Genomic DNA, 14,068 nt, shown 5'->3' with positions numbered 1-14,068 from the left:
TGCTGAAGTTAATTATGAAACTCAGTATAGCGGTTTGCTCTCAAAAAACAAAATAAAACAACTCCGTTTGCTTCATCTGAAAAAATTCAGACGCAGTGAAGGCCTTTTCGTTGCTGAAGGCCAAAAACTTGTTTTCGATCTGCTTGATTCAGGAATGAAAGTCCGGGAAGTCTTTTGCTCGCCGGAATTAATTACAACAGTCGAAAAAAAGGGGTTTAACCCAAAAAATATACACTCCTCACAGTTAGTCGATCTAAAGAAAATATCGCAATTAAAATCAGCACCTGATATCATTGCCAGCGTGCAAATTCCTGAACATTCATTGTCCTGGGAAGAAATTGCCGGCGATCTGTGCCTTGCGTTGGACGGCATCCAGGATCCGGGCAACCTCGGAACCATTATCCGACTGGCCGACTGGTTCGGCATCCAACATATTCTTTGCTCGGAGGATACGGTTGATTTATACAATCCTAAAACTGTTCAGGCCACGATGGGCGCTATCGCCCGAATCAAGCTGCATTACGGAAATCTGCCCGATTATCTTCAACGCGCCAACGAAATGGGAATTCCGGTATACGGCACATTTCTCGAAGGCGAAAACATTTATTCCGCGCCTCTTTCTCCTAACGGGATTATTGTGATGGGTAACGAAGGAAAAGGAATTTTGGGAAGTGTTGAACCGCTGATTCGGCATAAGATTCACATCCCCAACTTCCCGGCGAACCGGAAAACATCGGAATCACTGAACGTGGCCATGGCTGCCTCCATTACTTGTTCTGAGTTCAGACGCCGGATGACACCCCGCAAACCTTAACCACCGCTTCGGCACATCGTTCTCCATCAATGGCAGACGAAACAATACCTCCGGCATAACCCGCACCTTCACCGCAAGGGAAAAGTCTTGGGACTTGTATGTGTTCCAGAGAAATTTTGTCTCGGGGAATTCGTACCGGAGACGATGTGCGCGATTCTACGCCCAGAATGAGCGCATCATTTGTGAGAAATCCGTGGGCTTTTCGCCCGATTTGAGCAAATCCCTTTTGCAGTTTCTGGCGAATAACCCCGGGCAACCATTCATGCATCGGCGACGACTGAATTCCTGGCCGGTAAGAGGTCTCCGCCAAATCATACGATAAACGCCCCTTCACAAAATCATCCAACCGCTGGGCCGGCGCCATTAGCGAGCGGCTAGCCTGCCGGAAACACTTCTGCTCCAAATCGGATTGAAAATGAAGACCAGCCAACTGCTCAAACCGTTTATAATTTTTCGGAATATCTTCCAATCGAATCTCCACGACAATTCCTGAGTTGGCAAACCTTCCGCCCCTCCCCGAAGGCGACATGCCATTTACCACCAACTCTCCCGGAGCCGTCGCTGCAGGGACAATCACTCCGCCCGGACACATGCAAAAAGAATAAACTCCACGCTGTTCCACCTGCTCGACGAAAGAGTAGCTGGCAGCCGGAAGAAATTCGCCTCTGGGCCTTCCGTGATACTGAATCAAATCAATCAGCTCCTGCGGATGTTCAACCCGCACCCCCATGGCAAAAGGCTTTCCTTCGACAACCAGATGTTTGTCGTGCAGCATTTGATATACATCGCGGGCTGAATGACCGGTGGCCAAGATGACAGCTTTCCCCGAAAGGGTTTGCCCGCTCTTTAATTTTACGCCGGTGGCTTTGCCGTTTTGACTGATAACATCGGTTACCCGCGAATGAAAATGAACTTCGCCACCAGCTTCGATTATGGTTTTGCGCATAGCCGTTACCACCCGGGGTAATACATTGGTCCCGATGTGCGGATGAGCATCAATCAGAATATCGTCCTGGGCACCGTGAAAATGAAGAATTTCCAGAATCCGGTTGACATCTCCCCTCTTTTTCGAACGGGTGTAAAGCTTGCCGTCTGAAAATGTTCCTGCCCCACCTTCACCAAAACCGTAATTGGAATCCGGATCGATCTGCTGCTCGCGATGAATGGCGGCGATATCGCGTTTGCGCTCACTCACACTTTTCCCCCGCTCCAAAATAACCGGTTTCATTCCCAGTTCGATAAGGCGGAGTGCAGCGAACAAACCTGCAGGCCCGGCACCGACAATAATCACCGGATCGGCTTTCGACACATCAGGATAGATTTTTTCAGCTGGTTTTAACGGCTTGGGGCCTTCATCGATAAAGGCCAGGATACCCAAATTAATCCGGATATCACGCTTCCGGGCATCCACCGAGCGCCGACGAATGACGATTCCGCTGACTCGATCTTCATCCAAACGTAACTGGGATGCCACAATTCGTGACAACTGTTTTTCATCGGCGGCCTGCTTTGGGCTGACGGAAATGTTTATCTCTTTTTGCAACTTATTTCTGTACTTAAGGTCATACGATTCCTGTACAAGGAACTTTCCGCTACAAAAATACAAACATTCAGGCCTTGCCTAACGAGGAATTATTCAAAATAAAAGACAAGTGAAAAAACATTGGAGGTAAGCCGTTCTATTGCGAAACCGTAATAAGGGATACGATTTTCATTGGTTCCAACATTGTGATCGATCAAATTATCGACTCCAAAAGAAACACGCAATTCGGTGGATAACCGGAAAAACTGCAGATAGGAATCCAGTCCCATCGCAAAATCGACATAAGTTCCCGTTTTATACATATGAAATACGCGCTCTGCTACCCTTTTTTTCTCCAAGTCGATGCGATACGTACCGCCAAGATAAATGTAGGGACGCAGGTTGCCGTATCGCTTTCCCTTCAGGCGAACGCCTATCGGTAGATCAATGTAAGTAGAAGGAATATTCAGATAAGACTTCTCATCCAGTCCGTTTGTTCCCAAGCCACTTAAAATATCCGGGTTAATCGTATCGTTATAAACCAATTGACGACTGCCAAAACTCATTCCAGGCGTAATGCGTAAATCGGCAAATTCCGCCAGTCGGAAATTGGACACAATCCCTACACTGAAGCCCGGAGAAATTGGATCAACATCGGCACGGATCGAACGGTTATGGTAATATTCGCTTGTTTTATTTTTGATGGCAGCATTTTCGGGCATTTGAAGTACCGGATTCTGTGCAATCGGAGCGGGATAGAACCGAAAACCAAAGTCCATGGCATTGACACCCAGGTAAAACCCAAAATGAATGGGCCGCTCATCGAAACTCGATAAATTCTGAACCCTTCCAAATTGGGCATAAGCTACATTACCTACCAACATGAAGGCAAGCAAAAGAAGTAAATTTCTGGACTTTTGGTAAATCATCTGTTTCCCGTTAAAGTACACCTTTTTTCTATGATCAATAACACGATTCTTAAGCGTTTATTGTTCACTCCGCCAAAATGTACTCCCAATTGGGCTTCGGGAATACTCCTGCTATTTATCGCCCAGGTATATGGTGGCAATACCGAAAGTCAGCCGGTATTCGCGTGTATTCTTAAAGCCGGAATCGCGCATGATAGCCATAAAATCAGAACCATCGGGAAAAGCCTGTACCGATTCAGGCAAATAGCTGTAGGCCGTTTTGTCTTTCGAAAAAAAGCGTCCCCAAAACGGGAGAATCCGGAACGAGTAAAAATGATACAGCTGCTTCATCGGAAAATTTCGCGGCTGCGAAAATTCCAGGACACATGTAACACCACCGGGTTTTAAAACGCGATGCATTTCTTCCATGCCTTTACCCAGGTTTTCAAAATTCCGAACACCAAATGCAACCGTGATGGCTTCAAATTTTTCCGGTTCGAACGGAAGGTTCTCTGAATCACCTTCCAGCAATTCAACTTTTCCGTCAACGCCCAGACGCTCCATCTTTTTCCGTCCTTCGGCCAGCATACCCGTGGAAATATCCACTCCCGTAATTTTATCAGGTCCCAGCTTCAAGGCTTCGATCGCAAAATCGCCGGTCCCGGTCGCAATGTCCAGCATTTGCTTTGGCTGATACGCTTTCAGCAATTTGATGGCTTTCTTCCGCCATCCCCGGTCAATACCAAAGGAGAGGAAGTGATTCAAAAAATCATAACGAGCTGCTATTCTATCGAACATAGCCGCTACCTGCACCTTTTTACTGGTGTCAGAATCTTTATAAGGAGTTACCACAAATTTCAGGTTTATTCCGTCTCTACATTTTCGGTCATCTTATCCACAAACCCGTAGGAAGTATCGTCGATGCGAATTTCTCCACGTGTCACATGTCCTAACGTGAAGAAGGGCAATTTATGCTCACGGAGGTAATCAACTAAATCATCTTCTTTATCTTCCGAAACACAGGCAATCACGCGCCCCATCGATTCGCCGAACAGAAAGGCGTCCTGACGGATTTCCGCATCGGTGGTAATATCGAAGCCCAAATCGTTAGGAAGCGAAGCTCTGAGTAACGTGAAAAACAAACCACCAATTCCTACGGGGCTCAACGATTCAACCAGGTTGCGTTCGGCCAGCCCTTTCACCAAGTCCATCAATTGCTTCTCCAAACCGAGATCGAACTGCATCAAGGGCCACTCTTTTATTTCGTGGTAATGATCGAGATACTCTGACGCGTTAACATCATCGTACGATTTCCCGATAAGGAAGATATTGGTTCCTTTATTTTTGAATTTCGGCGTAATCAATTGTGCCTCTTTCTTCATCTTTCCCACCATACTTACAATCAATGTGGGAGGAATGTTGGCGCGTTCACGGGAATAATCATAGAAAATTTTCCGGTGTGAAATCTGCAAACCAAATACTTCGGCCGCTTTCTCCAAACCATTCCGGGCCTCCACGACTAACTGCTGATCCAGCGGGTCAGACAATTCCACATGGTTGAGCATAACGCTCATCGCCACGGGCTCGGCACCATAGCAAACCAAGCGCCTGACTGCTTTGGCTACCAAAATTTGGGAAGCAACTTCCGGCTCAACAATCATTCGCCGGTGATCGGCATAAATGGTCAGCGAGAACAACCGGTTTTCTCCGTCAATCTCAAAAATCCCCGCTTCACTCATATCATCCTTTCCCAACTGCGAAGGATCATCAACCATGGCTGAAAAATCGTTGAAGAAGTTGACCGGAGAAAGATGCGGTATGGCCACCATGGAATAAATGACACTCTGTAAGCTGTCCGGTTCAGGGACCAGATCAATGCTAAATGGTTTTTTTTCTTTTTCGTACATGTACTTTGAAGGTTTGGTTATCGCCAAAGATTCTTTCTCAAAATTAGCGAACCGATCATTTTATCCTAGAAAATCGTCGTTATTTTTTAATTTTGCCATTAAAACTGATCAATATGAGAAAGATTGCTATCGTAACCGGAGCCACTTCCGGAATTGGTGAAGCAACCGCCATGATACTGGCCCAAAATGGTTTTAACCTGATCATAACCGGGCGCAGAAGCGAAAAATTGAAAGCCATAGAAGGAAAATTGCTGAAAATTGACGACACCAAAGTCCTCAGCCTTGTTTTCGATGTGCGCAACAACGATGAAGTACAAAAAGCGCTCTGCAATCTTCCGTCCGAATGGAGCAACATTGATGTGCTGGTAAACAATGCGGGACTGGCTGTTGGTACCGAACCGGCACACGAAGCCGTTGTCGACGACTGGGAACGGATGATTGATACCAACGTGAAAGGCCTGCTGTATGTCAGCCGCTGCCTAACCCCCGGAATGGTCGAAAGAAAAAAAGGACACATTATTAATGTGTCGTCTATCGCCGGAAAAGAAGCCTATCCCGGTGGTTCGGTCTATTGCGGAACGAAACATGCTGTTTCAGCTATTTCAAAAGCGATGCGAATTGAATTGGTACAACATGGTGTGAAGGTCAGTACGATTAGCCCCGGAATGGTGGAAACCGAGTTCTCACTCGTTCGCTTCAAGGGTGATGAAAGCAAAGCTGACAATGTTTACAAAGGGCTTACTCCATTGTACCCGCAGGATATTGCTGAAACCATCTTGTTCATGGTAACCCGTCCTGCTCATGTTAACCTCGACGATGTACTGATTATGCCCACGGACCAGGCCAGTGCCCGCGATGCCCGGCGCAACCAATAGGCATTAGCAATTTGTTGTTCAGAAAAATGAAGCCACCCAGGGCGAAATCCCGGCAAAAAACATTTTTCGAGGTACAGAAAATTAAATCCGTACATTTGTCGGATATCAAACATTCAATATTTAGCTAATGAAAATTGAGGTTTCCAACGGAGAGATTGCAGATAAACTGACCATCATCGAAATTAAACTGAAACGGATTTCGGATGAAGCAAAACTGGTAAACCTGAGAAAGGAATACGACGTGCTGAATGAAGCAGTTTCTCAAATCATCGACAAAAATGATCCGCTGTACAAGGAATTGTATGACATTAATTATCAACTTTGGGATATTGAGGATCGAATCCGCGATTTGGAACGGAACAAAGATTTCGGACAGGATTTCATCGAAACAGCCCGCGCCGTTTATTTCACCAATGACAAACGCTCGGACGTAAAAAAACGCATCAACGAAAAAACAGGCTCCAACCTGGTCGAAGAAAAAAGCTACGAAGACTATTAATAGTTTTTGTCTTGAAAAATATCTCCCCGGCTTCGTTCGTGCTGCCGGGGGTTAAATTTATATGCCGGTGCAACGTATTTTAGTTTTCCGACTTTCCGCCATGGGTGATGTAGCCCTCACGGTTCCCGTTATTCGGGGAATACTTGAGGAAAATCCGAACCTGTCCATCACCTTTGTTACCCGCCCGTTTTTTGCCCCATTTTTTGACGGAATTCCCAGACTTCATCTCTATTTTCCCGACTTAAAAGGAAAGCACAAAGGTTTTGGCGGTTTGTTCCGGCTTTTTCTCGACTTGCGGAAAGAAGGCCGTTTTGAAACGGTTCTCGACCTGCACAACGTTCTCCGGACGAAACTGGTGAGAAGCTATTTTCGCGCGGCTGGCACGTCTGTTTTCTATATCGACAAGGGAAGGGATGAAAAGAAAGAGCTGCTGAAAACAAAAGAAATCAAACAGCTGAAACATTCTTCGGAACGTTATTGTGATGTTTTCAGAAAAGCCGGGTTCAATGTTCAAATGTCACCAATGCCCGCCATTGTACCTTCTGCGAAAGCGAGCGAAAAAATTCAGGAATATCTGGAAAGCCAAAAATTACCAGAACAAACACTGAAGATTGGTTTTGCGCCGTTCGCCACCCATGCAACAAAGATTTGGGGATTGGAAAATACCCGACAATTGATGCATCTGATTAATGAGAAGTATCAGGCCCAGTTTTACTTGTTTGGCGGCGGACAAGAAGAAATCGAAAAATTGCAGGCGTTGTCATCCGCCCATGAACATATTACATTGGTAGCTGACCAAATGAACCTTTCGGAAGAGATTGCACTAATTGCCCGGATGGATTTCATGTTATCGATGGACTCTTCGAACATGCACATATCGGCGCTGGCGGGAACCAAAACGATTTCCATTTGGGGAGCAACGCATCCTGCGTTTGGATTTTATGCGCTGGGACAACCAACTGAATATAGCCTGCAAACACCAGTTGAAGAATTGGACTGCCGCCCCTGTTCGGTTTTCGGAAATAAACCCTGCATCCACGAAACCGTCAAATGCATGGAAATGCTAACTCCGGCCATTGTTTTTCGTAAGATGGAACAACTCAATCTTTTTGAACCGCTCTAATCTCACGACCATTTTATTTCCAGCAACACAACCTCAAAATGAATAAGCTGATTATTATTACTCCTATCAAGGATTCACTGGAAACACTCCGCCATACCATTAAAGCATTACGCTCAGGGGCAAATTCCACACCTTATTATATATTCGATGATTTCAGCAACGATGAAACCATGGGTTGGCTGAAAAAGCCCCAGGAAAAGTATCAGTTCGAAATCATTCACCTGGGCGGCCATACCAGCGAGCCGTCGCCCAATTACAAGTTAACCCTGGACATGGCGAGAAAAATGGCGCTGGAGCAGAATGCCCATCTGGCCATCATTGAGTCGGATGTGATTGCCGGGCCGAACAACCGAATCTGATTATTTTCCTGAATGCTTTTTTCCATTTGATTTTCCGGTGACGGTAGTTTTTGTTCTGCCGATCGTAAGCCAACAACTTCCGCACCGCTAAACCCGGATCTTTTTCATTCAACAAGGCATATTCAGTTGCCAGCAACTCCAGTGTTTGCCGGTCGGTATCCAGCTGACGGAAATTGCGCAAACCTTTTTCAAAATCAATCTCACCAAACTTCATCCTGTTCAGATCGATCAAGGTGAAGTGATATTCATCTCCATCATGACGAATAAGGGTATTCCCCGGCGAATAATCGAGATGGAATATTCCATTCCCATGAAGCTTCTGGTAGGTAAAAGCCACCCACTGCCGTAAAATCCGGTCACGTTCGCTAACCTGGTAATTCAACACTTCACGTAAAGTGAAATCGTATTTAAAGTGTAGCGAGACGTAAAAGCTCTCCTTTAGCACGCCACCCCGAATGTACTCGGCATAAGCAACCGGCTGTGGAGTCGGGACACCCAGTTTCAGGAGTTTTTCCGCGTAAGCGAATGATCGGGCAGCCTTGGAACCTCTGAAATACACGTAAACAAAACGGTTGACCAGGTTGGGCAACTTGAATGACTTGACATTGTATATCTGATCACCATACTCAAATATTTTCACCTCATTCCGCGACTTGAATATGGTTTGCCCCGTTTGAGCAAATTCGTCCTTCAACCCGGCAACCCAATTTTCAACTTCCTGAAATTCCTGAACTATATGATAATTCTTTTTCTCTTTCATGACGCTGGCGGAAGAGTGGAACTTCCGTCACAAGTAATTATTGGTTCATAAATCCCTGCTCACGAAGCACCTCCAGCAGCATATTTGAGAAGGTTACATTGTCGGCTTTCTTATATCGAATGTCCGTAAAAACCTGCGCCAGGGATTCTTTTTGGTTTTCGGCGACAAATCCCTTCGAATCTTCGCGCGCCTCCTTCTCTACATACATCCGGTCAATATCTTCGTCAGAATAGTCGTGATATGTTTCGTTATGAACCACGCTTTCCAGCGGAAGACGGTCGATCTGCTCCGGATCTTCAGCGGGCCAGCCAAGGGTAACGGTCGTGATGGGCACAACACCTTTCGGAAGCTCCAATACATCAATGATATTTTTGGCCAGATAGGTAGTCGTTCCCAGGTAACAAATGCCCATTCCCTCACTTTCGGCGGCAACGCAAACATTCTGGGCTACCAGCAACGTATCAATGGCAGCTGTAACAAATGACAGGAAATTATCGTATCCCGGCTCAGCATTTCGCAGGTTGCACCATTTGTTAAAGCGGTTGAAATCGGCACAAAAGGTTAACACCACCGGTGCCTCTTTAATCATGGGTTGATTGTAGTGACACGGTGCCAGTTTATCCTTCATTTTTTGATCCTTCGACACAATAATACTGTAAACCTGCATGTTTCCGGTAGTAGAGGCCCTTGTTCCGGCTTCCAGAATTTTATTCAGCAGCGGATCAGCTACCGGTCCTGAAGTGTATTTTCGAATGGTCCGATGATTTAATAATGTATCTATGAGTGCCATATCGTCAAAAAATATTGATTTTAAGATACAAAGATAGGAAAAACGAAAGGGCAAAAATAATGATCAATTAAAGGTATCGCTGAAAAATAGCATTAATTTGCCCCACAGAAGAATCTCAACGTTATAGAGATACTTCATTAAAGGAGAAAAACCCCGGGTTAAATGAAATGCATACTGATGGCAGCGACGGAGGTGAGGACAATGACAAGAAATTTGAAAAGCTGGAATTAGATCAGATAACCACAGCGGTCAGGGGACGGGAAAGTGAGACAGAAAAAAAATTGAACAGACCTCCGGGTCACCTGATGTTTATACTGTAACATGTACTTTTCAGAAAAATCAGCAATTATTGTGCATAATTATTTCCGTGATTTTTAACTGCCTGTTGTCTAAGGGTAAACATAAAAGTGAAAGCGATTACGACGGTTTTTAATTTTTCTATAAACGATAATTTATTTTTAGAAGCTTTTTGATTTTCGTTCGAATTTTTCTTAGTAGCCCGGCCCAGTATCCTGGCAGGATTCAAATAGACTTTTTGATAGGCCCTGATTAAAAGTTTTCCGAGTTGTTTGGGACTTATATTATCGAGTTTAATTACCGGATGTAGCGCATCATACAATTCCCAATCTTTATGAAGGAACCGGTTTTCTTTTTCGATATCATTGTACAGTGCGGTACCCGGATAGGGCGTTAATATTGAGAACTGGGTAGTTTTAGCATTGACACTTCGGGCCCAGTTAATAGTTTGGTTGACCATGGGAATGGTTTCTTTGATATCGCCCATGATATAGCTTCCGTGAATTTTGATGCCATATTTTCTCAAAAGTTCAATGGCTTGTTGTTGCTGGTTATTTCCAATGTGTTTGTTATAGGTCTCCAGCAGGGTTTCATTGTTACTTTCAAGGCCTAAAAAAACCATGTAAGCACCTACTTCTGCCATTCTTTTCACCATGGCTTCGTTTTTAACCAGGATATCCACCCTGGAAAAGCACCACCAATAGATATCATTTAGGCCTCTTCTTTCAAGCTCATCTGCAAATTCAAATATTCTTTTGGGTTTAAAAGTAAAATTGTCATCCATAAAAGAGAAGGCTTTAAATCCATACGTGTGATAAAGCTGTTCGATTTCGTCAACAATGGATTTGGCGCTGCGCGCCCGCCATTTGAGCCCACCGAATTTAGATGACGAGCAGAAATAGCAATTAAAAGGGCAGCCCCTGCTTGTAATCAGGTTTGTGAAGGGCATTCCATTCATTTTATTTTTATATGCCTCCATATTCAATAAGTCCCTTGCCGGAAATGGCATTTTGTCTAAATCTCTTGGTGGGGCTGCATCGGGGTTTTTTTGATAAACTCCATGGTTCATAAAAGAAATCCCCTGAACCTGGAGCAAGTCGCCTTTGTTTGAGAGTGTAGTTATCAGGTTGAGAATTATCTCCTCTGCTTCACCCCTGACGATAAAATCAACCAGTCCCGTATTTAAGGCCTCTTTATCAAGAAAGGTGACGTGATAGCCTCCCATAATTACCGTTTTATCGATGCTTTTTGCAACTCTGGCAATTGACAGGGCTTCAGGGTAGCTTGGTGTATCGGCTGATATACCCACGACATCGAAAAATTTCAAATAGTCCTGAGAGGGCATACCTTTTTCTACGCCAAGGTCAATAAGTTTTATATAGTGTCCATTTTGGCGAAGTACCGCTGCAATATAAGCCAGCCCGAGCGGAGGAATCGTCGCGCCCATTTTGGCGTAAAAATTTGAACCTTTCGGGTTTATCAGGATAATATTCATTTTTTCAATTAATTAGAATTAATAAATTTCAATTATGTCAGAATAGAGAAATAAATTAATACCGGGAAATCCAATCAGGGCTCGTTTACTCTTTTAAATGGCTTTGAACCGTCAAAAAGATATCGGTAGGTAATATGTTTTTTATAAATTTCACCACCAATCTTTTCCACCAGTTTCATCATGGTAGGGTTAAAATCGCCAATCCAATTCATTTCGATGCTTTTGTATGGAAAACCGGGTTTGGCAATTTCTTCTTCCATCCGCATCACCAAACCGGCTTCCACCCCTTTACCGTGATATTCAGGAACAACACCAAAAACAATACCGATTAACCGGTTGGGTTTTTTTAATATTTTCAAATCAAAAAATAGCCTTAATTTTTGAATCAATCCGAATTTTCCGTGAAATTTCTTAATGATTTGGTTAAGATCAGGAATCATCACATAAAACCCCACCGGCTCATTGTTATGATAGCCAAAAATAACCGCCCTTGGATCAAGAATGGGTGTTAACTCTTCAATAATTGCCCGTGCCTCAGATTTTTGCATTTTTCTAACCCCTTTAAATTCTGCCCATCCCCGATTGAAGATATGGATGATATCGCCGACATATTTATGGGCCCTTTTCAAATTAAAGGTTTCGAAATAATAGCCCTGGTTTCGCTTTAGCCGCATGGCCCTTTCCATAATAGCTCCAGCCGGTTTCCTGTTTTCGATATTTATTTTGTAAGTGTATTGATTAAAATAATTTTTGAAACCGTAATTTTCAAATAACTGGTTATAATATGGGAAATTATAAGGCATGTTAAAGACAGGTTCATAGAAGCCCTCCGAAAGGCAACCCCAAAAGCTATCTCTGTTTCCAAAGTTGATGGGCCCGTCCATGGCTTCCATTCCCTTGTCTTTTAACCAATTTTCCCCATGATCAAAAAGGATGTTGGCTGCTTCCTGATTATTTATACAGTCGAAAAAACCTATTCCACCCGTGGGTTGTTCATTTTTTTCTGCCCCTATTTTGTCATAAAATGCTGCCATTCTGCCCACCAGATTATTGGAAGAGTCGAATAAGAGCCACCGGATAGCATCTCCGGTTTTGAACAGATGATTTTGCGAAGGGTCAAATACCTTTTCTATCTCACCATCCAGTGGCCTTATCCAGTTCTTATCATTTTTATATAAAGTCGATGGGAAATCCAAAAAGGCTTTTATTTGTTCCTTTCTGTCAACCACCACCGCATGAAATTTTTCAGGCTTCATCTGTTTTGAGTTCTTTTTTTAAGTACTTTTCCTGAAAGATGCTTTCGGTGAGTTTTTGTAGTTTCTCATCATACTCAATCATCATTTCCTTGTATTTCGGATCATACAAAACAGCTTCTGCATCTTCATCTTCCCCTTTCACACCAGGGGTCAGGATGTTATGCTTAAAGTTTTCATAGTGGTCACGAATTGAACAAGGCATCAGGACATTTTCTCTGTGATCAGGATTTTCGAACCCATAACTTTTTTGCCATTTTCTACCATTTTTAAATAATTTGGACTGAAGGGCATCCTCCAACGTTTTGCCATTGGCATAAAGGTTTTTGATATTATCGACATAATAAGGGACAAATACGCAGGGCATAATATTTCCATTCCAATCGATATAAAAATACCCGTTCCATCGACCGTAAGCAATACAACCGCTGGATAATGAAGCAGAGTTCCAGAAATCGGCAATTGGAAAATGCTTATCTTCCATCAAATGAACCCATTGTTTATATAATTTTACTCTTTGTTCGGGAGTAACCATCAAATCGACAACATCTTTACCCCTGCCAATGGGCATCAATTGGAATTGCCACATGTATGAAACACCGAGTTTATCAAAGAAATATTCGTAAAATTCATCTTCCAACAACATTTCCGCATTGTGCCTGGTAGCTGTCAGGGAAATTCCAAACGGTACGCCGGCATTTCGCAGGTTAGACATGGCCTTCAGTATCATTTTATAAACCCCTTTGCCACGCCGTTCATCAGTTTGTTGTTCCCATCCTTCGACAGAGATAGCCGGAGTTACGTTACCCAATTCGGCAAGTTTATCAGCGAGTTTCTCGTTGAGCATGGTCCCGTTCGTATAAACGAGGAAGAACATATCGTTAAATTCCTCAAACAGGTCCAGGATAGTTTTGCCATCGGATTTATACATAAAAGGTTCGCCACCGCTGATTACCATAAACCGGCTATCGAAAAGATCATGAGCTTCCCTCACGATACGTCTTGATGTTTCGAAATCAAGTTTTTCAGCAATAGCCGAATCTGCAGAAGCGTAACATCCTGTGCACTTTAAATTACAACCTTTCCCTGGCGACAATACTAAGAACTGAGGAGGATAATCGCCATGTTTTTCTTTATAAGCCTCTTTTACAGGACTCAGTTTTTTGTGCCTGTCGGGAGAATAGGAATCCCCCACAAAGACTTTAGCCATTTTTTTCATTACGGCGGGCTTTATGTACCCCTTGTCGAGATTATTCCTTACCCGGTCAACAATCGAGGACATGAAAGCATACTGATCCAGTTTTTCCTGTTCCAACTGCTGACGTCCTATATCCATTAAGCTGGAATAAAGATATTTATCCAACTGTTTTACGGCCACGCCCCGTAATATTTTATTAGATATTACCTGGTTGACCATTTCTTTAAATAAATTCTGTTTCACGTTTTTCATGACAGTATATTTATTT

General features: G+C 43.7%; 14 protein-coding genes. 5 read left to right on the top strand and 9 right to left on the bottom strand.

The features are described 5' to 3' along the window. The first annotated feature begins 34 nt into the window (after nt 1–34). Nucleotides 35–814, top strand: coding sequence for an RNA methyltransferase (locus GJU82_RS00355; protein WP_153630338.1), 780 nt, complete (start codon nt 35–37; stop codon nt 812–814). On the opposite strand, the gene GJU82_RS00350 is transcribed toward GJU82_RS00355, so the two are convergent. The 4 genes from GJU82_RS00350 to GJU82_RS00335 form a co-directional block, all read right to left on the bottom strand. Further along, entirely contained in the window at nt 783–2,288 is a 1,506-nt protein-coding gene (locus GJU82_RS00350) for an NAD(P)/FAD-dependent oxidoreductase (protein ID WP_228488494.1), read from the bottom strand. The genes GJU82_RS00355 and GJU82_RS00350 overlap by 32 nt on opposite strands. A gap of 158 nt (nt 2,289–2,446) precedes the next feature. Then, nucleotides 2,447–3,265 carry an outer membrane beta-barrel protein gene (locus tag GJU82_RS00345; RefSeq protein WP_153630336.1) on the bottom strand — a complete coding sequence of 273 codons (819 nt, stop codon included), beginning with the start codon at nt 3,263–3,265 and terminating at the stop codon, nt 2,447–2,449. A gap of 111 nt (nt 3,266–3,376) precedes the next feature. Next, nucleotides 3,377–4,096 (bottom strand): bifunctional demethylmenaquinone methyltransferase/2-methoxy-6-polyprenyl-1,4-benzoquinol methylase UbiE, encoded by a 720-nt coding sequence (ubiE, locus tag GJU82_RS00340; protein ID WP_153630335.1) that lies wholly within the window; start codon nt 4,094–4,096, stop codon nt 3,377–3,379. Nucleotides 4,097–4,107: 11 nt separating this feature from the next. Further along, nucleotides 4,108–5,151: an AIR synthase-related protein gene (locus GJU82_RS00335; RefSeq protein WP_153630334.1), complete on the bottom strand. Its 1,044-nt coding sequence runs from the start codon at nt 5,149–5,151 to the stop codon at nt 4,108–4,110. A 113-nt stretch (nt 5,152–5,264) separates the two neighbouring features. Here GJU82_RS00335 and GJU82_RS00330 point away from each other — a divergent pair, with 113 nt between their 5' ends. From GJU82_RS00330 to GJU82_RS00315, 4 genes are all read left to right on the top strand, one after another. After that, nucleotides 5,265–6,026 carry an SDR family oxidoreductase gene (locus GJU82_RS00330; protein ID WP_153630333.1) on the top strand — a complete coding sequence of 254 codons (762 nt, stop codon included), beginning with the start codon at nt 5,265–5,267 and terminating at the stop codon, nt 6,024–6,026. Between the two features lie 127 nt (nt 6,027–6,153). After that, nucleotides 6,154–6,525, top strand: a complete 372-nt coding sequence (locus GJU82_RS00325; RefSeq protein WP_153630332.1) for a DUF6165 family protein — start codon at nt 6,154–6,156, stop codon at nt 6,523–6,525. A 67-nt stretch (nt 6,526–6,592) separates the two neighbouring features. Further along, nucleotides 6,593–7,648, top strand: a complete 1,056-nt coding sequence (locus GJU82_RS00320) for a glycosyltransferase family 9 protein (RefSeq protein WP_194830921.1) — start codon at nt 6,593–6,595, stop codon at nt 7,646–7,648. 38 nt (nt 7,649–7,686) lie between these two features. Continuing rightward, a complete protein-coding gene (locus GJU82_RS00315; RefSeq protein WP_153630330.1) occupies nt 7,687–8,007 on the top strand; it encodes a hypothetical protein in 321 nt (106 codons plus the stop codon). Here the strand turns inward: GJU82_RS00315 and GJU82_RS00310 are convergent. The 5 genes from GJU82_RS00310 to GJU82_RS00290 form a co-directional block, all read right to left on the bottom strand. Then, on the bottom strand, nt 7,964–8,767 hold the full coding sequence (locus tag GJU82_RS00310) for a lipopolysaccharide kinase InaA family protein (protein ID WP_153630329.1): 804 nt from the start codon (nt 8,765–8,767) through the stop codon (nt 7,964–7,966). The genes GJU82_RS00315 and GJU82_RS00310 overlap by 44 nt on opposite strands. A gap of 37 nt (nt 8,768–8,804) precedes the next feature. Beyond that, on the bottom strand, nt 8,805–9,557 hold the full coding sequence (locus tag GJU82_RS00305) for a nitroreductase family protein (RefSeq protein ID WP_153630328.1): 753 nt from the start codon (nt 9,555–9,557) through the stop codon (nt 8,805–8,807). A 346-nt stretch (nt 9,558–9,903) separates the two neighbouring features. Further along, nucleotides 9,904–11,349, bottom strand: coding sequence for a B12-binding domain-containing radical SAM protein (locus GJU82_RS00300; protein WP_153630327.1), 1,446 nt, complete (start codon nt 11,347–11,349; stop codon nt 9,904–9,906). Nucleotides 11,350–11,423: 74 nt separating this feature from the next. Next, a complete protein-coding gene (locus tag GJU82_RS00295; protein ID WP_153630326.1) occupies nt 11,424–12,605 on the bottom strand; it encodes a hypothetical protein in 1,182 nt (393 codons plus the stop codon). Then, complete coding sequence (locus GJU82_RS00290) at nt 12,595–14,052, bottom strand: radical SAM/SPASM domain-containing protein (protein ID WP_153630325.1); 1,458 nt, start codon at nt 14,050–14,052, stop codon at nt 12,595–12,597. Before GJU82_RS00290 ends, GJU82_RS00295 begins: the two co-directional genes overlap by 11 nt. Nucleotides 14,053–14,068: the final 16 nt, after the last annotated feature.

Source organism: Prolixibacter sp. SD074 (genome assembly GCF_009617895.1).
GTDB lineage: Bacteria > Bacteroidota > Bacteroidia > Bacteroidales > Prolixibacteraceae > Prolixibacter.
This window is presented reverse-complemented; position numbering and strand designations above follow the sequence as displayed.